Annotated in this window: 23 protein-coding genes; 10 read left to right on the top strand and 13 right to left on the bottom strand. The window is 44.6% G+C overall.

The features are described from left to right. Window positions 1-393 precede the first annotated feature (393 nt). Window positions 394-651, bottom strand: coding sequence for a helix-turn-helix domain-containing protein (locus QUA38_RS15470; RefSeq protein WP_333163155.1), 258 nt, complete (start codon window positions 649-651; stop codon window positions 394-396). A 792-nt stretch (window positions 652-1,443) separates the two neighbouring features. Beyond that, window positions 1,444-2,067, bottom strand: a complete 624-nt coding sequence (locus QUA38_RS15465) for a DedA family protein (RefSeq protein ID WP_333071083.1) — start codon at window positions 2,065-2,067, stop codon at window positions 1,444-1,446. A 346-nt stretch (window positions 2,068-2,413) separates the two neighbouring features. Between QUA38_RS15465 and QUA38_RS15460 the strand changes: the two genes are divergently transcribed. Beyond that, window positions 2,414-2,758, top strand: a complete 345-nt coding sequence (locus tag QUA38_RS15460; RefSeq protein ID WP_333078701.1) for an STAS domain-containing protein — start codon at window positions 2,414-2,416, stop codon at window positions 2,756-2,758. Window positions 2,759-2,802: 44 nt separating this feature from the next. Here QUA38_RS15460 and QUA38_RS15455 read toward each other — a convergent pair whose 3' ends face one another. From QUA38_RS15455 to psbN, 7 genes are all read right to left on the bottom strand, one after another. Further along, the gene (locus QUA38_RS15455; RefSeq protein WP_333163154.1) at window positions 2,803-3,456 is read right to left on the bottom strand and encodes a hypothetical protein; all 654 of its coding nucleotides are present in this window, start codon (window positions 3,454-3,456) and stop codon (window positions 2,803-2,805) included. Beyond that, window positions 3,449-4,003 (bottom strand): Npun_F5560 family protein, encoded by a 555-nt coding sequence (locus QUA38_RS15450; RefSeq protein ID WP_333078699.1) that lies wholly within the window; start codon window positions 4,001-4,003, stop codon window positions 3,449-3,451. The genes QUA38_RS15455 and QUA38_RS15450 overlap by 8 nt, the downstream gene beginning before the upstream one ends. Before the next feature lie 262 nt (window positions 4,004-4,265). After that, entirely contained in the window at window positions 4,266-4,898 is a 633-nt protein-coding gene (locus QUA38_RS15445; protein WP_333163152.1) for a class II aldolase/adducin family protein, read from the bottom strand. Window positions 4,899-5,724: 826 nt separating this feature from the next. After that, the gene (locus QUA38_RS15440; RefSeq protein WP_333163150.1) at window positions 5,725-6,648 is read right to left on the bottom strand and encodes a hypothetical protein; all 924 of its coding nucleotides are present in this window, start codon (window positions 6,646-6,648) and stop codon (window positions 5,725-5,727) included. 633 nt (window positions 6,649-7,281) lie between these two features. Beyond that, a complete protein-coding gene (locus tag QUA38_RS15435; protein WP_333163148.1) occupies window positions 7,282-8,193 on the bottom strand; it encodes an MBL fold metallo-hydrolase in 912 nt (303 codons plus the stop codon). 1 nt (window position 8,194) lies between these two features. Next, window positions 8,195-9,295 (bottom strand): chorismate synthase, encoded by a 1,101-nt coding sequence (gene aroC / locus QUA38_RS15430; protein WP_333163146.1) that lies wholly within the window; start codon window positions 9,293-9,295, stop codon window positions 8,195-8,197. A 244-nt stretch (window positions 9,296-9,539) separates the two neighbouring features. After that, a complete protein-coding gene (psbN, locus tag QUA38_RS15425; RefSeq protein WP_006633693.1) occupies window positions 9,540-9,671 on the bottom strand; it encodes a photosystem II reaction center protein PsbN in 132 nt (43 codons plus the stop codon). Between the two features lie 212 nt (window positions 9,672-9,883). Between psbN and psbH the strand changes: the two genes are divergently transcribed. The 6 genes from psbH (at window position 9,884) to QUA38_RS15395 (ending at window position 12,418) form a co-directional block, all read left to right on the top strand. Continuing rightward, a complete protein-coding gene (gene psbH / locus QUA38_RS15420; RefSeq protein WP_015176007.1) occupies window positions 9,884-10,087 on the top strand; it encodes a photosystem II reaction center phosphoprotein PsbH in 204 nt (67 codons plus the stop codon). Between the two features lie 151 nt (window positions 10,088-10,238). Further along, the gene (locus QUA38_RS15415; protein ID WP_333096244.1) at window positions 10,239-10,499 is read left to right on the top strand and encodes a TatA/E family twin arginine-targeting protein translocase; all 261 of its coding nucleotides are present in this window, start codon (window positions 10,239-10,241) and stop codon (window positions 10,497-10,499) included. Further along, on the top strand, window positions 10,500-11,162 hold the full coding sequence (gene pth / locus QUA38_RS15410) for an aminoacyl-tRNA hydrolase (protein WP_015176009.1): 663 nt from the start codon (window positions 10,500-10,502) through the stop codon (window positions 11,160-11,162). Further along, window positions 11,159-11,425, top strand: a complete 267-nt coding sequence (locus QUA38_RS15405; protein WP_333163143.1) for a DUF3146 family protein — start codon at window positions 11,159-11,161, stop codon at window positions 11,423-11,425. Before pth ends, QUA38_RS15405 begins: the two co-directional genes overlap by 4 nt. Window positions 11,426-11,601: 176 nt before the next feature. Then, complete coding sequence (locus QUA38_RS15400; protein ID WP_333163141.1) at window positions 11,602-11,970, top strand: type II toxin-antitoxin system RelE/ParE family toxin; 369 nt, start codon at window positions 11,602-11,604, stop codon at window positions 11,968-11,970. 115 nt (window positions 11,971-12,085) lie between these two features. Then, window positions 12,086-12,418: a helix-turn-helix transcriptional regulator gene (locus QUA38_RS15395; protein ID WP_333163139.1), complete on the top strand. Its 333-nt coding sequence runs from the start codon at window positions 12,086-12,088 to the stop codon at window positions 12,416-12,418. 23 nt (window positions 12,419-12,441) lie between these two features. On the opposite strand, the gene QUA38_RS15390 is transcribed toward QUA38_RS15395, so the two are convergent. From QUA38_RS15390 to QUA38_RS15380, 3 genes are all read right to left on the bottom strand, one after another. Then, complete coding sequence (locus QUA38_RS15390; protein WP_333163137.1) at window positions 12,442-12,615, bottom strand: hypothetical protein; 174 nt, start codon at window positions 12,613-12,615, stop codon at window positions 12,442-12,444. Window positions 12,616-12,664: 49 nt separating this feature from the next. Further along, window positions 12,665-13,018 (bottom strand): S-layer protein, encoded by a 354-nt coding sequence (locus tag QUA38_RS15385; RefSeq protein WP_333163135.1) that lies wholly within the window; start codon window positions 13,016-13,018, stop codon window positions 12,665-12,667. 81 nt (window positions 13,019-13,099) lie between these two features. Further along, complete coding sequence (locus tag QUA38_RS15380) at window positions 13,100-13,933, bottom strand: CPBP family intramembrane glutamic endopeptidase (RefSeq protein ID WP_333163133.1); 834 nt, start codon at window positions 13,931-13,933, stop codon at window positions 13,100-13,102. Between the two features lie 179 nt (window positions 13,934-14,112). Here QUA38_RS15380 and QUA38_RS15375 point away from each other — a divergent pair, with 179 nt between their 5' ends. After that, window positions 14,113-15,561 (top strand): GTP-binding protein, encoded by a 1,449-nt coding sequence (locus QUA38_RS15375; protein ID WP_333163131.1) that lies wholly within the window; start codon window positions 14,113-14,115, stop codon window positions 15,559-15,561. 349 nt (window positions 15,562-15,910) lie between these two features. Here QUA38_RS15375 and QUA38_RS15370 read toward each other — a convergent pair whose 3' ends face one another. Next, on the bottom strand, window positions 15,911-17,119 hold the full coding sequence (locus QUA38_RS15370; protein WP_333163130.1) for an argininosuccinate synthase: 1,209 nt from the start codon (window positions 17,117-17,119) through the stop codon (window positions 15,911-15,913). A gap of 316 nt (window positions 17,120-17,435) precedes the next feature. On the opposite strand from QUA38_RS15370, the gene QUA38_RS15365 reads away from it, so the two are divergent. Together QUA38_RS15365 and QUA38_RS15360 are read left to right on the top strand one after the other, a co-directional pair. Continuing rightward, window positions 17,436-18,374, top strand: coding sequence for a glycosyltransferase (locus QUA38_RS15365; protein WP_333163157.1), 939 nt, complete (start codon window positions 17,436-17,438; stop codon window positions 18,372-18,374). Window positions 18,375-18,948: 574 nt separating this feature from the next. Continuing rightward, window positions 18,949-21,714, top strand: coding sequence for a PAS domain-containing protein (locus QUA38_RS15360; protein ID WP_333163128.1), 2,766 nt, complete (start codon window positions 18,949-18,951; stop codon window positions 21,712-21,714). The last annotated feature ends 213 nt before the right edge of the window (window positions 21,715-21,927 follow it).

Raw genomic sequence — 21,927 nt, 5'->3', positions numbered from 1 at the left:
AAAGTCCTACAATACTTAATCTCCGACCACGCCTCTTGGTTTGTTCTAACCGTTTTTGCTGTCCTCGTTTGTAATAAGTGTAACTAGGTTCGCTCCACGCACCAAATCCTGATTCATCTAAATATTTTAAGTCAATTTCTCCCGCAGCAGCAGCCCATTCCAGCATATCTAGGTCTGCTTGTTTGATTTGGCGTACTGCACTTTCTTGTTTTCCTTTGTGGCTCTGCCTCGCTCGTTTCCAAATAAATCCTTTTTTTTTAGTATTCGTCTTAATCGATCCGGACTTAGTTTAATAGAACGCTCTTTTTCTAATTTCTGGGCTAATTGAACGCTGTTGTAGGTGCGTGGTTCATTTTTGAGGCATTCTGTTAAAAACTCTATGTCTTCTTCTTTCTACTTCGGTTTTCCTCCTCGACCCGGTAATTCCCAAAGCCCTTCCATGCCTAGTTTTTGCCATCTATGTAAAACCTCCCTCACTGTTTGTGGGGTCCAATTAAAGTGAGCAGCTATTTTTTCAACGTACCAGCCATCTGCATTTAATCTAATTACTTCTGCTCGGTCTTTGACTTTTTGGGGAACATCCGTAGTTCTCAGTTTTAATAGGGTTTTATCTTGCTCTTGACTGAGAAATACCCTTAATCTAGCGCCCATATATTGAGTTACCTCAGTAGACGTATTCTCTATGTTTACTTATTTTAACATAGTTTTGTTTTTTCTCACCGACTTATTTATACTTCAAAAGTATTTCCCTCAATTAGTGCAAGACTATCCGCCCAAAATTATCTGAGTCCAAAACAAATAGAGCAAGCTCAATAAGCATTAACCGAGGAATAAAAATAAGATATTAGATAAAAAAGTCTGACTTTGTTATTGCTAAATGACCGAACTAATCAAGCTAAAATTGCTGAATGTTTGGATTCCATCGTAAATAAGGTGTTTCATTGGTGTATTCAGGTATCTCCAGAGAATCTAGATCACGTACACTACTATTTTCTGTCAGAAGATAGCCTATTGAAGTAATCTCCAAGTTTTGATTTAAGGCCCTTGATTGCGTAAGTCCTGAATATATTGCTAATAGACTGTTTAAAGTAATTGAAGAGCTAGAGTATTTATTACAGGGCCTTTCAGCGAACACCCTGATTATTGCGATCGCACTTCTTCTCCTCCCTGGTTGGCAGCATTCTGTGAATTATAATTATAGCGATCAAGTTTTTGAAATCCTTCCTATTTAACTCAATCCAAGAACATCCTCATACTAAGTCGAGATGAGACTCAGGATAGAAGTTCGCGCTACCAACTTGACAATTTTGAAGACAGAAGTCGTGACTTATTAATAGGAGATAGCCAATCCTTAGACTTTTTGCAAAAATAGATAATATCTGCGTTCATCTGCGGTTAAAAACAGAAAATCCCGAACTTTTGCAAAAAGTCTAACCGCCAATCTTATTTAGTCTTGTCCAAACTCCGCGACTCCAACCAAATAGGAATTGCAATCCAAGCAACTGCTAACAGCAAAGCAAATACTGCAAATTGAGCAGCCCAAGCTACCAATTTCTCTAAAGACACAACTTGTCCCAAGAAGTAGGATAAACTCACCATTACAGATGCCCAACTGGCAGCACCCAGAACATTGAACAGCGAAAATTTCCAAAAAGGCATTTCTGCAATACCTGCTAGGGGGCTAGCAAAAATTCTCAGCAATGCGATGAAACGACCCAAAAATACGGCTTTAGCTGCATTTTTGCTAAACTGTTCTTTTAAGTCAAACAGTTGTTCTTCTCGAAAGCGGAAAAATTTTCCCAACTTCAGCAGCAGTGGCCAGCCGCCATACCTGCCGATCGCATAACCAAGGTTTCCTCCCACAGTCGCACCGGCGATCGCACTGCCGAGCACAAACCAGTAATTCAGTTCCCCGCTGCCAGCTAAAAACCCGCCAGCAATCGTAATAGTCTCGCCTGGAAGAGGAACTCCCAGATTTTCCAGCAAAATTCCTAGAAATACTGCCCAGTAGCCGTAATCACGCGCGAATTGCTGAATAGTCTCTAACGATAAAAACTCAAAAGACATTCGATACTGCCTTCGTAAACTTTTGCAAAGCTCAATACATTTATATATTGGCTCGATTCAGCCAATAGTGCAATCTTTCGCTGTGATGAAGAACACACTGTTGTCGCGATCGCTGGTCTAACTAAAAATTAGCCTTTCAGGCATACTAGATTAATAGAGAATTGTTGCGGTTGCGTTCGGCGCGATCGCTACCTAGTTTCCTACTAAATTTATCACAACGGCTCTCCCCACCGATTCCCTAGCCCGATCGCGCCTCCTAAAACATACGCTGAAATCCCCTGAGTTTTTCAAGAGAGTCAGCAAATAAACTCACTTATTCATACTTTACGATCGTAGGATAACTGCTATGGAATTTCCCAACTTCAACCCACCCATCGTCCTTCAACCTCACAACTGCCTCGACTCCCAAGCCGGCAGCCTCCTCCAGCAACAGCTAGCCGAGATTGTGCCAGATCGCCACAAACTCTGGGTAATAGACATGGGCGCGGTAGATTTCATCGACAGTTCCGGGATCTGCGCCTTAGTCGGTGGACTCAACGCCGCTCGCCACCGGGGATGCCGCCTCGTCATCTGCAACCTCTCAGCCACAGTCAAGCTAATTTTTGAAATTACTCAACTAGATCAACTCTTTGAAATCTTTGACAGTTTCGACCAAATAGTCTCCCCTGAAACTCCGGCTTTAGTGGCTTGATTAAAATGAGATCCCCAGTTTAAACCTCAAGTTTGCAAGAGACTTCAAGCAGCAAGCGTAGAGCTGATTCCTACATCATAAATAGGTTTATTTGTCAAGCAATACCCATGACAAACAAATAAATCAGGCACTTGAACGCCGACAGAAGCGATCGCAGGTGCAGCCGGAAAAGGCCAAAGTCGATCGAAACAAATCCTTTCCCCTACAAACCCAAACTGCATCAAATAAGTCGCCGGGGGCGCATTTAAAAGATTCAGCAAGCGGTAAGCCAACTCATACAACTGCTGTCGCCAAACATCCGACAAATGCACCGGTTGAGAGTAACTCAAATCGCCAGACTGCTGGTCAGGTTCCCCACCGATCACTTCAGCATACAGTGGCCCCTTTGCCGTCAACACCACAGGCAGCCAAAAATTGCCACCCCCGACGGGAAAAAGTAACTCCTGGGACACTCGATCGCGCGCTGCCGAAACATTGCCACAAAATCGAAACACCTCTTGAGCCGGAAAAACCACATTTTCTGGCACATCCAGCGTCAAAGGACAAACTAGCGCCCCACCCGGAGCGATCGCGCCAGAATTAAGTTCAGAAACCCCACAGATATTGACTTCAGTTAAAGGATGAGATTGAGCGATCGCCGCCTTGAGACTTGCGGCCGGATCATTCTCACCACCCGCCACAATCAAAACCTTAGACATTGCCAAAGCTCGGCATTTGAATTCCCCGATCGTCCTCAGCATCGACACTCGGCAGATCCAAGCCCTTAGCCTTGCGGTTCCGCACAGCTAGACGGTAAGTTACGCTTTGCAACTCAGTGTGCAACTGGCGGTTTTCCTTTTGCAGTTGATCCAACTTTTCCTTAATCGGCTCGATCCGTTCGGCAAACTTCTGGCGGTAAACCCCCGGCAATTCCTGTACTACCTGTTCCAGCATCCGAGAGCGATCCGTCAATTCTTGCACCGACTGCCGCAGTTGGTAAACCTCAGCATCTCGCTCTGCAATTTGTTCTTGATAAAAACCCACCTGTTCTTCAACAGCTTGGAGTTGTTCTCGCATTGCCTGCATTTGAGCTTGGTGGCGATCGGAAACTTCCGGCGCCGGCACAAAATTAGAATTGCCCTTCACCAGCCTGAAAAGTTCTTGAGACAACTGCTGCACCAACTGGTCGCGCATTTGCAGCTCTTCGGTGAGACGAGATACCTCTGATTGCAATTCTTTTGAGCTTACAAGTTTAGTTTGATTCACGATGACTCTCAGCTTTTGTTATATAATGTGTTTCTATTTAAAAATATCTTTCCCTTACCGCAGAGGCAAGAGGCACTTCAAAAGTTTTGAACCCATTAGGCTAAATCGAGCCAGCGGCTCGATTTCAAGGGTAAAGCTCAGTCTAACTCAAATCCGGCATCCACGCCATCACCTTAGTTTCTTGCCATAGACACAGGTAAAATCCTAGGTTTTTTCTCAATAAACCCGGTTTCTTAGCTTTTTCTCAGAATAGTGCGATATCTCATGTGTAACCAATCACAGCCGAAAGCACTTTGCCAGCTTCGTCCACTGTGCTGCCAAAACAGATAATGCCGTCCTCGTGACCGGCCATCGCCAGAATTTTGCGCTCTGCCAAGTTCTCCTCCTCAAAAAGTCTAAACATTTCTAAGGCCATCTGGGGAGTGCCGTAAGGTACTTCTTTTCTAGTAGTAGGAATTTTAAACAGCAGTTGCTGCCATAGCATAGGATTATGGACGTGAATTATCCCGCCCACCTCCTCTCTATTAAGGTACAGGGCCCCGTGAGTCAGGGACTCCGACGAAGCTTGTACGGGGCCCCGGCAGCCGAGGAAATTTTGTTCTAAATTAAATTCGGTAACAGTACAGTAGAATTCTGGTCCCAGAGTCCTCAAGTGTGCAGTCTGGGTTCCCGAAATTACGAATTGGCGAGAATTGCCGAGTCTGACGCTGACGTTGCCAAACCCTATGCCATTTTCGTAGACGCCAATTAATCCCCAAGCGTGGAGCCGATCGCGCCAGTCCATCAAATCTGCTATGTTCCGAGCAGCTACAGGGTCTGCTTCTTCCCAGTCACAGCGGTACTTAACGACTCCTTCATCCATCCATTTTTTTGTCCGAGCTGACACGACAGACATAGCCCAAGCTGAGACTTAATCGAAGTTCTCAAGAAGTTGTCAAACAGCTTTTTTTGCCTGCTGCCTTATGTCTCGGTGCATAAGTGCCTTAACTAATTTACATTCCAGTGTCGCCGTAATTAGCGACCGACATTAGCAAAAAGTAAGCTAGGAAAGAAGAACCAATTATTCCTAAAATCATGATTTAGCCTCTAGGTGATTACAAAAGTTCAATATGAAAATGTAAGCTCTCAGTTGGGGAGTTTGATCCCAGGCTTTTTCCCGATCGAGTTTCTGATGTGAAACTACATAATCTCGCTGAATCGGCTACTGCTTAATACTACCGCATTTGTACTGAGTTGACTTCTACCTTAAGAAAGATTTAAGCATAAATTACCCCTCAACTAGGTAACTAAGGTAAAAAGCAACCGTATATTTACTGATTTTTTATCATTATACATATATTTAACCAAAAAGCAAGCGGAACAAAAAAATATTTTTTAGCCAGTCTGGGACGAACTAGCCCCATCTTCGGGTGCTCTACGTTAGTCAACACCTCTGTCGATAAAGCAATTTTTAGCTCCGGGGTATCCCATAAGGTAAGAAACCGGGTTGAGGGTAATATCAGGTCGGGTAAAATCACTGCACCGCCAGCTCGCGTCGGCGGGCTTACCACAATCTGTAGTTGTAGTATAAGTTATAGATCCCGTAAACCCCTGCCCACCTAGAGCGGGATAGTCGATCGATCGAACCTGAGATAAGTCCTATTAAGAAAAAAACAAGCCGATCGAGCAGTGATGCCTCGATCGGCTAAAGTCTTCTGTGGAGTGCGATCGCTCGTAGCCCTTTAAATGTGGAAGTGGTACAAGATACTGCCGTCGTCTTTAATTTCGCAATTGGCATTAAAGACTTCAGCTTGTTGGTTCAAAAAACGCTGAGCGACATCCGGCGACAGCCGCGTTTCCATCGCAAACCGCACCAGAGTTATTTCGCCGCGGCCTTCTTTGATCAGTCGGTACAAAGCACTTTGGAGCCTTTCGCTTTCTTCTCGCTGAAAAGCTGCCTTGTACTTCCAATCCGCCACCGAAGGAATCAAACCCCGGCTGACCAAAATTGCCAACAGCAGGCCAATTCCCAAAATCAGAGGCACTGTCGGATCGCTCGTGGGCGTCGCCACAATTTGTGGCACTGTAGCGGCGGCCAAACTGCTAACCATTTCTTTTTCCGAAGCTTGCGTATCCGCCATTGCAAGTTGAGTTTTGTTGTAAAAGTCTTGCTGAAGCTTCATTTGCTGCAACAGGCGAGCGCGTTCTCTTTCGTATTGGTCGAGTTTTTGCTGAGCTTGTTTTAGGTCTTGAGTGACTTGTGCCAAGCGTTGGTTGAGCGACTGATTGACGGATTGCCACCGATATCTGTTAATCAGGCGGCTTTTTTCAACCATGCCCTTCATCAACATATCCGCCGTTTGGATTGCTTGCTCCTGATCGAGCGAGCGATACCCAACAACAATCTCTAGGGGTTGTTCCGGCTTAGAAATCTTGACACTAGCATTTTGTCGAACTTGCTGGGGCGACAGCTTAACTGCATCTGCCACTGCTTTGACAACATTATCTGCCAGCAGAACCTCTGGGGTAAGTTGCTCTCCCTGCTTGAGAATTGTCGTGCCCGTACTCGAAAATTTTACTGGCGGATTATTAGAAGTGAGAGTGCCTTGAGCCATGAATCCGGGGGGCGGGGCGAGGCGGTAGGCCAGGGCGCCTGAAATACCCATAATTACAGCAAAACTGCCTAAGGCAATCCATCTGTATTGATGTGCTGAAGATCTAAAACGTAAATTTCCCATTTTGATAGTCAAGTCATAACATTCACTTGCCGCAGCTCCTGCCAAACCCAAGAGCCATCGTTTCTTTCTGGTTAGTCAAATTGACTGCTGAAAATTTTCTCTGCTTCTACCTAAAAGCTATTAGCTTTTGAGAGTTGTCAATATTCATGATCCGAAAAAACCGATCGCGCTTTTATTTGAACCGAGCTATAACTTCAGTTTTTGTCCTTAATAATTAATCTGTAACAAGGCTTCTGGAAGTCTACTGGCATCAGACTAGCACTCAGGCGTGCGATCGCCTCGCCTCCCCGTGTTTGTTGACATTCAAAACAGTCTCCTTTTCACCCTTGGCAATTCTCCAATTATCTTACGTCTTGGCGTCTTGGGGACGCGGTTGAAGAATAAAAAAAACCTTAAATACTTTGCCTTAAAACTTAACAAGCAAGAATTATACCATGCAGTTAAGAGTTTGCTGCGTATTAAAAAAATTGTGGAGCTGGTCTCCCGCCCAGCTCCACATATTCACATAACAATTATGGTTTTATCGGTTGATGGTTGGATCGAGCTCACAAGGGCGAAGGTTCAGAAGCCGATCGGCAAAATCAGACCCTCGCGGGCCATGACAGCCTTCGGAAAAGCGATTTGCACATCTTCGGCGATGCGATCGAGAAAATCGTCCGTGTGAGCCGGATCGTGGTGAAAAATCACCACTCGTTTCACGCGGGCTTCCTTAGCCATTCTCACCGCTTCCTGCCAAGTCGAGTGTCCCCAACCCACCTTCGGAGACTTGGGGTTGTGATATTCCTCGTCGGTGTACATCGCATCGTAAATCAGCACATCAGCGTCGAGGGCTAAATTGTAGACATTCTCATCTAACCGATCGGGAAAATGTTCAGTATCCGAACAATAAACAACCGATCGTCCCTGCCAAGTAACCCGATATCCCATAGCAGTATTGGGGTGATTCAGAGAACCCGTCCTAATCTCAATATCGTCCAGCATCATCGTCTGGTTGTGATTGAGTTCGTAGAAATTCAAATCTGCCTGCAAACCCATCAGTGGCACAGGCGAATTTGAGTGGAGCACCCGTTCGACGAAGTGCCTTTTCATGCAATCTCCATCAGGCGGAGTCGCGCCGTAAATATCAAAGCTATTGCCGCGGATGAAAGCTGGGGCGAACAGCGGGAAACCTTGAATGTGATCCCAGTGATAGTGAGTAAAAAACATATAAGCTTGCACAGGCATTTCTTGCACCAACTGGTCTCCCAGCATCCGCAAGCCTGTTCCGCCGTCAAAAATCAAGCGTTTGCCAGCGACTCGCATTTCCAAACAAGAAGTATTGCCGCCGTAGCGAACAGTTTCCTGTCCGGGTGTCGGAACACTGCCCCGCACGCCCCAGAACTGTACGACAAAATCATCTATACCTTTTATTGATTCGGAGGGTTGAGGGCAATCAACGGGAGTTGCCGCTACAGAGGACAAGCTGATTTCCATTTTAAAATTCAGGCTTTAAGGTTCCACATTGTCCGTGATGGCGCAGCAGATGGTCGCACAACACTAAAGCTACCATCGCTTCCACCATTGGCACAGCTCTTGGCAAAACGCAAGGGTCGTGCCGTCCCTTGGCAGCCAGCAGCGTTTCTTCGCCTTCTCGGGTAACGGTGCGCTGCTGCTGGCGAATTGTCGCAGTCGGCTTGAATGCCGCCCGCAAAATGATATTTTCGCCGTTAGCAATCCCACCCTGAATTCCGCCAGAGCGATTCGTCACTGTACGAATTACACCCTTATCATCAGTATAGTATTCATCATTATGTTCGCTGCCCTTGAGCAGAGTCCCGGCAAACCCGGAACCAATTTCAAAGCCTTTGCTGGCGGGCAAGGACATGATGGCTTTTGCCAAGTCGGCTTCGAGTTTGTCGAATACGGGCATTCCCAGTCCTTTGGGTACATTGCGGGCGACGCATTCGACTACACCGCCGATCGAATCTCCACTGTCGCGAACTTTTTCGATCAGTTCAATCATTCTTTCGGCACATTCAGCATCTGGACAGCGGACGATGTTGCTTTCTACTTGTTCTAAGGTAACAGTGTCCGGGTCGGCGACACATTCTAAGTCTTTGATGCGTTTGACGTAGCCGACTATTTCGACTCCTGCTGCTTGTTTGAGAATTTTTTTAGCAATTGCCCCTGCTGCTACTCTACCTATTGTCTCTCTCGCGGAACTGCGACCTCCGCCTTGCCAGTTACGAATTCCGTACTTAGCATCGTAGGTAGCGTCAGCGTGAGAAGGGCGGTAGGTTGTCGCCATTTCGCCGTAATCTTGGGGGCGAGTGTCTTGATTGCGGACTAAAATTGCGATCGGCGTTCCCAAAGTTTTGCCTTCAAACACTCCAGACAGAATTTCGCAGGTATCTGCTTCTTTGCGGGGCGTAGTAATTTTGCTTTGGCCGGGGCGGCGGCGATCGAGTTCGGCTTGAATTTCCGATGCGTCGATCGACACCAGGGGCGGGCAACCGTCAATTACTACTCCGACACCGCCGCCGTGAGATTCCCCAAATGTCGATATCCGAAATAAATGCCCAAAGATATTGCCCATTATGCTTTGCCCTGAAACTTAATAATTTTTAGCTTAAATGGAATAGAGATTTACTGTATTTATGAAAAATATACCATTGACGAGTAGGCGACACGCGATCGCCTCACAGCATCACTCCCTTCTCACCCCTAGAAGAATATCTACCAGGGAGAGAGGGAGAGACAGAGAATTGGAGATATCTGGAAACACACTTAAATTCATCCGTGTAGCCGTGTCCGAATCTGTGTTGTGGCTTCCTTCTTCTTTAGTCTTCGTGTTCTTCAAAAGGATCTCTCAATTCCTTAGAAGGGGGACCGAAAGCGGTGTAGATCGAGAATCCGGTGATTGCCACCAGACACACGCCCAGTGAAATGCCGAGAACTGCTGCGGGTTCCATATTTTTGATCGATTATGAGTGCTCCACTCTATAATATTACAAAAAATAACAATCCGTCTGAAAGTCTAGTGATTTTAGGCGCTGTACGGTATGGCAGCCAACCCCCACTCCCCGTTTTCCGAGTCCCCCTGCGGCATTTCTGAGAAATTGCGATCGCAATTAGCGGTAGAAATATGTCAAACTTTTCTGTAGAGATTCATTGCAGGTGACTTATGGCACAACGGACTTGGTTAGGAGATATACTCAAACCCCTTAACTCTGAATACGGCAAGGTAGCCCCCGGCTGGGGAACCACGCTGTTGATGAGCGTGTTCATTGGACTGTTTTTCGTGTTCTTGTTGATTATTTTGCAAATCTACAACTCTTCTCTGATTCTGGAGAGTGTGGATATGGATTGGTCGAGCCTAGGCCGCTAAAAATTGATCGCAAAACAGTAAGGCTAAAAGTAAAAGCTTAGGGTTGAGGAGAAAGGGCAAAAGCTAAGTTTTCCCGTTTTTCCTTACCCTTTCCGATTACTTTTGGCATAAATAAACAAGAAGTAACTAAACAAATTGCTGGAGAAAAAACATGAATATTTTTGGCATTGGTTTGCCCGAAATGGCCGTTATTTTTACGATCGCCCTATTGGTATTTGGTCCGAAAAAATTACCCGAAATCGGCCGGAGTATGGGGAAGGCAATTCGAGGCTTTCAAGATGCTTCGCGGGATTTTGAATCCGAGTTCACGCGGGAAGCCAAGCAGTTAGAAGAAGCAGTAGCCACTAGCAGCAAACCGGAAACTGAAAAACTCGCGGCGGCGAAGCCCAAGGAAGATAGCACAGACAGTTAAATGAACAACACTCAGAAGTCGGAAACACCAGCGGAGTTAGTGATTCCCCAGCTAATAGTTGGGTTGGGAAATCCCGAACCTAAATACGATCGCACCCGACACAACATAGGCTTTAATGCAGTCGATGCCTTGGCTAAATCTTGGCAGATTTCCCTGTCGGAAAATCGCAAATTTCAAGGCATATTTGGCGAGGGAAACCGGCCGCGGGGACAGAAAATCCGCTTGCTGAAACCGCTTACTTACATGAATCTGTCGGGTCAAGCGATTCGGGCGGCGACGGATTGGTACAAAATACCTGCGGAGTCGGTATTAATAGTATACGACGATATGGATTTGCCGATCGGGAAATTGAGAATGCGGCTTGCAGGTTCTGCCGGCGGACACAACGGCATGAAATCGACAATTTCTCATTTAGGCACGGACAAATTTCCCCGCTTGCGGATTGGCATCGGCAAACCTCAAAACGATGCTGCTAAAAATGAGAAAGATACGATTTCCTTCGTTTTAGGAAAATTTTCCTCAGAGGAAAGTCAGTTAGTAGAGAAAGTGCTTAAACTGGTTGTAGAAGCTGTGGAACTGAGTCTGCACCAAGGAGTAGAAAAAGCCATGAGCCTTTACAACAGTCGCACAATTGCAGAAACAAACGCGGAAACAAAAAGGTGAGTTCGAGACGTTTGCCAGAAACAACTGCATATGTCCGGGTTACTGGCCAATCTTGGCAAAAAGGCACGATTGAGGGTGAAGTGACTGCCGGCAATTTTGAGTGGCAGTTTCAGTGGCGTTTCACGGCAGAAAAAACACTGATACTTGAGCCTTCTCAGGGTAGGGCATTGATTCAGGAACCGCTGCACCGTTTCCTGGAAAAATGGGATTATCAGCTTGAACCTGGTGGGGATTATTCGTTTACGGTTCGGGCTCAGTTTTAATATTGATATTTATTTGGCAATAACTCTTGACACTTTATGCTAAATCTAGCATAATAGAAGTGTAGTCGTAAACAACAGGAAGGGGTGAAGCATGAGAAAATTCTTAATAAAATACTGTAAAAAGGACACAAATATCACTCAAAACTATAAAAAATTCTTAATAAAATACTATAAAAATGACACAAATATCACTCAAAACTCTTGTATGGGTCGGAAGTTCTCTCAACGATCTTAAAGAATTTCCTGAAGATGTACATGACATCATGGGCTATGCTCTGTATCTAGCACAAACAGGAGGAAAACACCAATCTGCTAAACCTCTCAAAGGGTTTGGAAGTGCAAAAGTTTTAGAAATTACCGATGACTATGATGGCGATACCTATCGAGCTGTTTACACGGTAAAGTTTGCAGATACAGTGTATGTTTTGCACGCTTTCCAGAAAAAGTCTAAAAAAGGAATTGCTACACCGCAACAAGATATTAAGTTAATCCAAGAAAGGCTAAAACGAGCTCAAGAACATTACGAAGAGTTCAAGAGTAATTAAGACTGGAATCAGTAGTGATAAGAGTAGCTTATATTTCTAAATAAGCTGGAAATAGACGGCTTCTTATCACTACTTTTTCAGGAATAACTAAGACCAGGTAAAAAAAGGGGAAATCATGAGTAAAGAGATGGATATTCAAGTTAGTAGTGGCAATATATTTGCTGATTTGGGTATGCCTAATTCTGATGAAATGCTGATGAAGGCTGAATTGGTACGCCAGATAACTGAGATCGTTAGTCAAAGGAAACTGAATCAAGTTCAAGCAGCAGAAGTATTAGGAATTGACCAGCCAAAGGTGTCAGCGTTGATGAGAGGGAAGCTGACAGGTTTTTCAACAGAAAGGTTGTTTCGATTTTTAAATGCGTTAGGGTACGATGTGCAAATTGTGGTGAAGAAGCACAAGCTCGAATCGCCGGCGGCCGCAGGAATTAGTGTTGTTAGCAGTTGATATCTGAATAGTCACTTTTTTGTCTAATTCACCTTCTTTGCATTCACTTTTATAAATCGGCGGTTTGTGAGCAAATCAGGTGGCGTCGCTTCTCGGTAAGCCCCGCAATAATACATTGTCAAAACAGCTTTGTAAGCCCACTGATAAGAAAGTACATCGGTAAAAGCAGTGGGCAGGGTTTCAATCTGATTCTGCACGCCAGCAGGGAGAATTTGTTCTGGCGTTGCCTGCAGCTGAGTTTTAAAATCATAGTAATGGGAAGGGAAAAGGGAATCGGGAAGGCACACTTTCTCTAATAGGAGATCCCGATTCCAGTGATTCTTTAATTAAAGCAGGTGGCGTCCCTTCTCGGTAAGCCCCGCAATAATACATTGTCAAAACAGCTTTGTAAGCCCAGTGATTGGAAGGTACATCGGTAAAAGGATTTGGCAGGGTTTCAACCTGATTCTGGATGCAAGCATTGAGAACTTGTTCTCGCGTTTGCTGCACTTGAACTAAAGAATTATTTGGCTTGACTTGTGCGGTATTTTGTGCGTTTGCCCGATCTAACAAACCTGTATACATTAACAGTGTAGCAGTGCCAAAGATGCTGAGTTTCATAAGTTTATAAATTCCTGAATAAGTTGGGTGGTAGTGAGGACTTTATTCCTCAAAGTTGTGGCAAATAAGGACTCTTTGTCCTTACTTGAAACCTTTGGAATGTTCAGACATTTTTCGCATTCCCAAGGCCAAGACACTCAAAAACAACAGCCCGATCGCCCCAGCTAGCGGATTGCCGTTAACTCCTGTCACCCAGTCGGGAACAGATGCCGAATATCGCACTAACTGCCCGATGTTAATCATGTAATATCCCCAGACTAAACCTGCATGAAGCCCGATCGACAAACCGAGGCGATTTTGGCGCGATCTTTTTCCCCAAACCAGAATCAAACCCAGCAAAAACAACCCCGGAAACTGCGGCCAACTCCGCAGCATGGCCGCGACAGGTTTGATAAAATGAGATAGGGCAAACACCAGGCTATTCGCCCACAGAGATATTCTATAATTGTAATCCCGCTGTAACTCGTCCAGCAACCAACCACGGAATACCAACTCCTCGGCAAAACCGACTCCTAGGGCGCTTAACAGCCCTTCTGCGATGATTCTCGGCAAATTATCAGAATTTTGCCACGCGACTAAGCCGAACAGCCCTTGCACCGCAAATAAGCTGAAAGTGAGCAAAAGCCCGATCGCCAATCCGATTAAAAGCTCAAAACCGTTTTTTCGCGTATTGATTAAACCGTAACTTTTGAGTAATTGGGTTTGTCCGTAAACCTGTTTTCCCCAGCGCGGCACTAGGAACAGAAACTCAGTAAACAACAATCCCATTGTCAGAATAGTTGCTAGGTTAGTATCTTTAACTAAGAGATAAATTGGTGCTGCTAGCGGCAGCCAAATTGCTAGCAAGATTAAGAGGAAAATTATTACACGTAAAGGAAATGGATAACTGGCTATTATTTGGAGGCGGTTAATCATTGTTGTAAATTAAACAGGTTTTACATGAGATATGTAGGGAGACAGCAATGCTGTGTCCCTACCCGGATTATAAACACACCATTGCCCTAGCCCTAATGTACAAAGCAGACGGAAAAAGCTAGAATGGCATGGTATGGGTTGAAACTTTAAGTAAAGCAAAGCTATAACCTCAGGTAACAATGACTGAAGCCTCCGATTTTTCAAATGTCGATCGCGAATTAGATGACACAATTTTAAGCTTCGCAGACATTCAGGCAGAACTCAACCTGCGCCACGCTAAAGATGCTCTGCGAGATATAGTAGAAAATCTCGACTTGACAGTTCAAGAGCGAACTGGACTGGAACCGGAAATTGGCGGGTTGGAGAAAATGCTCGACAAGCTAGAGCGCGCTTGCGTGCAAATAGCTGTGTTTGGGATGGTGGGAAGGGGAAAATCTTCGGTTTTGAACGCGCTGCTAGGTCAAAATGTGTTTGAAACTGGCCCGACTCACGGGGTGACTCGCACCACGACTATCGGTCAGTGGGATGTCGGAGAGGGAATTGATAAGAATTTGCCAGATCGACTTTCGCCCGTTATTTACCGTTTGTCGCAAGTTGAATTAGTCGATACTCCGGGAATAGATGAAGTTGACGGCGAAACTCGCGAACTTTTAGCCCGTCGTGTTGCTCAACAAGCAGATTTGATTTTGTTTGTAGTTGCTGGCGATATTACAAAGGTGGAATACGCAGCACTTTCGCAGTTGCGGGAAGCCGGAAAACCGATGTTATTAGTGTTTAATAAAATTGACCAGTATCCTGATGCAGACAGGCTGGCAATTTATCATAAAATTCGAGACGAGCGCGTAAGAGAATTGTTGTCTCCCGATGAAATTGTGATGGCGGCGGCTTCGCCTTTGACGGCGAGGGCGGTGCGCCGTCCCGACGGAAGTATGGGCGTGCAAATGACTCGCAGTTTGCCACAAGTGCAAGATTTAAAATTAAAGATTTTGGAGATTTTAGACCGAGAAGGCAAATCTTTGGTCGCGCTGAATACGATGCTCTGTGCAGGGGATATTAACGAGCAGTTGGTGCAGCGAAAAATGGAAATTCGAGATGAGGCGGCTAATCGAATTATTTGGAACGCGGTAATGACGAAATCGGTGGCGATCGCACTTAATCCAATTACTGTAGTTGATATTCTTAGCGGTGCGGTAATTGATGTGGTGATGATCTTAACTTTATCTAAAGTTTACGGCATTGCGATGACGGAAGCAGGTGCGGTGGAATTGCTGCAAAAGATTGCGATTAGTATGGGGGGGATTACTGCGGGCGAATTGTTGGCTAATTTTGGTTTGAGCTCGTTGAAAGGATTGTTGGGTTTGGCGACGCCGACGACGGGGGGTTTGGCTTTAGGGCCTTATTTGTCTGTGGCGGTGACGCAAGCTGCGATCGCGGGGGTTTCTTCCTACGGAATCGGTCAAGTTACTAAGGCTTATTTGGCTAATGGTGCTTCTTGGGGAGATGATGGCCCAAAGGCTGTGGTGAGCAAGATTTTGTCTTCTTTGGATGAGGATTCTATTTTAAATCGGATTAAGGAAGAGTTGCGGGCTAAGTTGGATTTGGGAAGTGTGGAAAAACAGAAATCTTAGCGATCGGCTGTTTTACGTTGACCCAGCAATCCTGGCGCAGCCCTGTTGCAATCCGGCAGGGGTTTCAACCCTTACCTCAAAGCTAAATTTGTGTGAAGACACTTTAACAAATTGTTAGGATAACAACCTGTTACTAATTACCAATTATTACTAACTCATGACTTAGGCAATTGGCAGAGGTTGGGCGATTGCGGAAAATAAGGTGTGCACAGCACACCCTACTCTTAATTCCGCGAAGGCGAACTTTGCTTGTGTAGCCCCCAATTCGATTCGGCAAGTTAAGATCGAATTGTGTTAATCCGAATTCGATTGGGCGGCTTAACATCAGGTTTTTAACCCTAATTTGCTCCTATTTATAACCTCTATTTTTCTCCGACCAAATGCGCGTTGGTAGCCCCCAAACATAGACAAATCCTTCAGCAGCTTTGTGATCGAATTCGTCTTCGGCGCCGTAGGTTGCTAAGTCGAAACTGTAGAGAGAATTTTCAGATTTGCGACCAACAATTGTCGCATTTCCTTTGAATAGTTTGAGCCGCACGGTTCCAGTTACTCGCTTTTGCGTGTCCTGAATAAATGCGTCTAAAGCGGTTTTCAAAGGATTGTACCAAAGACCGTTGTAAATCATTTGGCTGTAGGTTTCTTCGATGCCGCGTTTGTACCGCGTCACATCTGCTGTCAGCGTCAAACTTTCTAAGTCTCGGTGCGCCTGCATCAAAACTAAAATCGCTGGTGTTTCGTAAATTTCCCGCGATTTAATCCCGACTAAGCGGTTTTCAATCATGTCAATCCGGCCGACTCCGTGGTTTCCAACTATTTCGTTGAGTTGGGAAATTAGGGCGACTGGTGATAAATCTTTGCCGTTCAAACTGACAGGATTCCCGCAATCGAAACCGATTTCTATGTATTCGGGTGTGTCAGGAGTTTGTTCGATCGCCTTTGTCATCAAATAAACTTCCTCTGGGGGTTCCGCCCAAGGATCTTCGAGGATTCCGGCTTCAATTGCCATTCCCAATAAGTTGCGATCGATACTGTAAGGGGAAGACTTTTTTACTGGCGACGGAATACCGCATTTCTCGCCGTATGCGATTGTTTCCTCGCGGCTCATTTTCCACTCCCGCGCTGGTGCTAAGATTTTAATCTTGGGGTTGAGCGCGCCGATCGACACATCGAACCGCACCTGATCGTTTCCTTTACCTGTGCAACCATGGGCGATCGCATCTGCACCGTACTTTTCTGCCGCTTCTACTAACAATTTAGCAATCAGCGGGCGAGCCAGGGCAGTCGAAAGGGGATAACGGTTTTCGTAAAGTGCGTTAGCTTGAATCGCTGGAAACGCATAGTCTTTGACAAATTCTTCGGTAGCATCAATAACTAAAGATTCCGAAGCACCGGATGCTAAAGCTTTTTTGCGGATCGGTTCTAATTCGTCTCCCTGTCCCAAATCCGCAGCCAGAGTAATTACCTCTTCCACACCCCACTCGTTTTTGAGGTAAGGAATGCAGACAGAGGTATCGACTCCGCCCGAATATGCTAGCACAACTTTTTTAGCGCGACTCATTGCTCTTTACATCCTGAATTTAACTGACATCTTGCACCATTGTCACTAAGCTTTTCAGGGCGGGCAAGATGCCCAACCCCTACTCCCCACAAAAAAATATCATTTTTGTGGAACAGGCAAGATGCCTGTTCTTGAGAATGGTACAAGATCTCCGATTTAACCGACTTTTCATTATGCACCTAATTGAGATCGATTCTTGTCAGAAATAGTACAGATTTATATATTCTTTTTTTGCTAAACTTTGCTATTTTCCGGGGGAGTTGCTGCGGAAAATCTGCTACCGTGGGATACGGTAACTGTGGAGATGGGGAAAACCGTGTTTTTTAGTGTTGTGATTCCGACGTATAATCGTAAACCGATTTTGGCAAAATGTCTACTGGCTTTGGAAAATCAGCAGTTCGGTGAGATTGTGAGAGAGTATGAAATAATTGTGGTGGACGACGGCTCGACGGACGGGACGCTGGAGTGGTTGGCTGCAGATGCCGACTTGTTGCCTCATGTGCGATCGATCGCCCAATGTCACCAAGGCCCCGCCGCTGCGCGCAATTTAGGCGTTGAAGATGCTAAGGGCGATACGATTATTTTTATTGACAGCGATTTGGTGGTAACAGAGCATTTTTTGCAAGCCCATGCAGATGCTTTGCTACAGAGTTACAAAGATACTGATGCGGTTTTTACTTACGGCAGCGTGATTAATACTTGTAATTTCGATAATCCTACTTCGGAACCCTACAAAATAACCGATTTTTCGGCTGCTTATTTTGCTACGGGAAATGTCGCGATCGCCCGGCACTGGCTGCTGGCTGCTGGACTGTTTGACACTCGCTTTCAACTGTACGGATGGGAAGATTTAGAGTTAGGTGTGAGGTTGAAAAAATTAGGTTTAAAATTGATTAAATGTCCGGCTGCTGTCGGCTATCACTGGCACCCACCTTTTAGTTTAGAGCAAATTCCGGGCATGATTGACCGAGAAATTCAGCGCGGGAGAATGGGAGTTTTGTTTTATCAAAAGCATCCTAACTGGGAAGTGCGGATGATGATTCAAATGACTGTTTTGCACCAAATACTGTGGGGATTTTTATCATTAGGTGGGATGCTGAACGAGCGGACAATGACTCCTTTTTTGCAGTGGTTGATTGACCAAGGTAAGCCGCAGTTAGCTTTAGAAATCGCTAGAATTTTTCTGAATTGGTATAACGTGAAAGCCGTGTACGCCGCTTGTGGGGAATTGCAGGCTGAGACAAAGATACCATAAATCAGCCGCCGGACTGTGTAAATAAAATATAAGATATTGTAGGAGTGTTTCAGGGTCCATGGGTGTCAACTTAAGCTCAAATATAGTAACGGTATACTGTTTGACAATTATGCCTAAATTCTCCTAGCCTTGCTTAAGAAAGGGGATTTACCGGACTCAAGACTTGGATAAAAACTAGAGAAACAAAGGATTTTAGTCTTAAGTTGATACCACTGATCGGGGAGGTTTTTAATTGTAATTTCGACTAAGGATATTTACTTAGAATACACAATAGCGATCCCCCAGATAAAGGCAGGCGAAACCGATTTCTAGACATTGTAAAAATTTTACCTTTAATCAAACTTGCTTGCTGAGCCTGTGATTTGATGAATCTCGGCTGTTTTCTTGATGGGCTGCGATAATTAGATTTCCACACATTTTCAAACTATTCTTATTTTTGATATAATTACAAATAATTTAGGAGTGTGCTATCTACCCAAAAGTTGTGCTGGTTTACCTAAGAGCGTTAGCTACAAACGGTTAATGACTTAAAAGTATTCCTACATAAAAAATTTGAATAATTTGAGGGTCTGCTGTGAATACAACTGACGATAAAAATCCAAGACGAGAAACAATTAGACTTCCAAAAAGTGCTTTTCCAGAAAATATTTTAATGGTGGACGACAATCCAGAAAGCTTGCGACTTATATCCCGGCTTTTGTCTAAGCGGGGATATAAACTGCGGCCGACACGAGATGGCAAATTAGCTCTCAACTTTGCTCTATCGAGTCCACCGGATTTGATTTTGCTGGACATCATGATGCCCGGTATGGATGGCTATCAAGTCTGCGAACAGCTAAAAGCTTCTCCGAAAACGAAAGATATTCCTGTGATTTTTATCAGCTCTTTAAATGAAGTTTTTGATAAAGTTAAAGCTTTTTCGCTGGGGGCGGTAGATTACATTACTAAACCGTTTGAAATAGAAGAAGTCGTGGCTCGCGTCGAAAATCAACTGCTGCTCAGTCGGCTTTCTAAGGAACTTGTAGCCAAAAATGCGCTGCTCGAAGCTGAAATAGAAGAACGTAAGCGGATCGAAGCACAACTACGAGAAAGCCAGCACTGGCTGTCGGCAGTAATTAAAACGAATCCTAATCTATTATACGTTTACGATTTGATAGAAGAGAGAAGTCTCTACGTCAACCGCGAAATTTATAGCGATATTGGCTACACGTTTGAAGAAATACAGCAGATGGCAGCCACTTTTATTCCTAAGTTAATACACCCTGACGATATGCCTGCATTCTCCGAACAAAGAAAAAAGCTTGAGGTAGCAAAAGATGGCGAAAGTTTTGATTTTGAATACCGGATACAGCAGAAGAATGGTGAATATCGGTGGTTTTGCAGCCGGGAGAGCGTGTTTGCCAGAACACCGCAGGGCAAACCTTGGAAAATTCTGGGAACTGCTGCTGAAATTAGCGCTCGCAAACAAGCAGAACTAGAACTTAAAACAGCTTTAGCTGCTTTGGAACGGCAAATCAAGCAAAGATTTCTGCTAGAAACAATTACTCTCGAAATCCGCTACAGCTTAAATCCAGAGCAAGTTTTTCAAACAGCGACAGCCCAAATAGGTAGAATTTTTAATGCCGATTACTGCTTGATTCACACTTACAAAGAAAATCTATTTCCCCAAATTTTTAATGTCGCTGAGTACAGAAAAGCCACATCAAAATCGCTTTTGGATTTACAAATTACCGTACAGGGCAATCCTCATGTTCAGTTTATATTGTCTCAAGATCAAGCTGTAGTTTCTGATGATGTGTTTTCCGATCCTCTGCTAGAAAATGTCAGAGATTTGTGCTGTCAAATAGGTTTGAAGTCGATGATATCCATCCGCACTTCCTACCAGGGAAAAGCCAACGGAATGATATGCTTGCACCAGTACGATTCCCCGCGTAACTGGACACAAGATGAGATCAGATTATTGAAAGCTGTGGCAGCACAAATGGGAATTGCGATCGCTCAAGCGAATCTTCTCGAACAAGATAAACAACAGCGACTTAAACTTCAACAGAGCGAAGCTAGTCTAGCAGCCGCCCAGAAAATTGCCCATATCGGCAGTTGGGAATTTGATTTAGTAACTCATAAAATTACTTGGTCAGAAGAAGTGTTCCGCATTTTTGGTCTTGACTCAAGTGCAACTGAACCGACATCTGCAAAACTTTTAAAGATGTGTCATCCCGACGACAGAGACGTGTTTCAAAAAACTGTCACCCTCACTATCTCGCAAGGCATTTCCTACAAAAGAGAGTTCCGATTTCTTCATCCTAGCGGTCAAATCCTATACGTGGAAGGAAGAGGGGAAGCTGTTTTTAACGAAACCGGGGAAGTAATCAAACTGTTGGGAACAGTAATGGATATTAGCGATCGCAAACAAGCCGAAGCAGAGTTGCTGCTTAGCGAACTGCGAGAACGAGAAAAAGCGCAACAGCTAGAACAAACTCTGGAATACTTAAAAAATGCTCAATCCCAGCTAATTCAATCCGAAAAAATGTCAAGTATCGGGCAAATGGTAGCGGGAGTGGCCCACGAAATAAATAACCCTGTCAACTTCATCTACGGCAATATTATTCCCGCCAAACAGTACGCTTGCGATTTACTAAAATTGCTCAGTCTTTATCAGCAACACTATCCCGAACCAGTTCCTGAAATAGCTCAAGAATTGGCAGAAATCGAGGTAGATTTTATCGCTGAAGATTTTCCTAAAATCATGGCTTCAATGCAAGAAGGTGCTAACCGAATTAAACAGATAGTGCTGTCTTTGCGAAACTTTTCGAGACTTGATGAAACAGCTCGCAAAATAATAGACATTCATGAAGGTATAGAGAGCACTTTGGTGATTTTGCAGCACCGATTGCAGTCACAGCAAAAACGTCGGGAAATTCAACTTATTAAAAATTACGGCACACTGCCAAAAATCGAGTGTTATCCGGCTCAATTAAACCAGGTATTTATGAATTTGTTGTTGAATGCGATCGACGCTGTGGAAGAGTCATCAGCGAACTGTACTTGCAAAGTTAACCAAATTCGCATTGTTACTGAAGTCAGCCGAGAAAATCAAGTGTGTGTGCGGATTTCTGACACCGGGCCCGGTATCCGTCCCGAAGTTCAGTCAAGGATATTTGACCCGTTTTTTACTACCAAACCGATCGGCAGTGGCACTGGTTTGGGATTGTCGATTAGTTACCAAATAGTTAAAGACACCCACGGCGGAAATTTGGAGTGTCATTCAGAAGTTGGCCGGGGAACAGAATTTGCGATCAAACTTCCGATTTCGCAAAAGTTGAGAGTTAAAAAAAGTTAAGAGAATCTGTTATATTATGTGCGTTAAATTAACTATAACTCTTCTGGGGCGGGTTCATCAACAATATATAATATCAGCTAGAGAAAAGCGTAAACCCGCCCAGATCGTCAGATTTGGGACAATTCAACGGATATTCTATTACAGCGTTTTCCGCTGTTATGAGGTACAATAGCAACAGTTAGCAAACCAATTTCTTAAATGCTGAGGATTTAT

Origin of the sequence: Microcoleus sp. Pol12B4, assembly GCF_036701385.1 — a bacterium.
In the GTDB taxonomy this organism is placed as follows: domain Bacteria; phylum Cyanobacteriota; class Cyanobacteriia; order Cyanobacteriales; family Microcoleaceae; genus Microcoleus.
The sequence above is the reverse complement of the archived record's forward strand: the minus strand, read 5'-3'. Positions and strand labels throughout refer to the sequence as shown.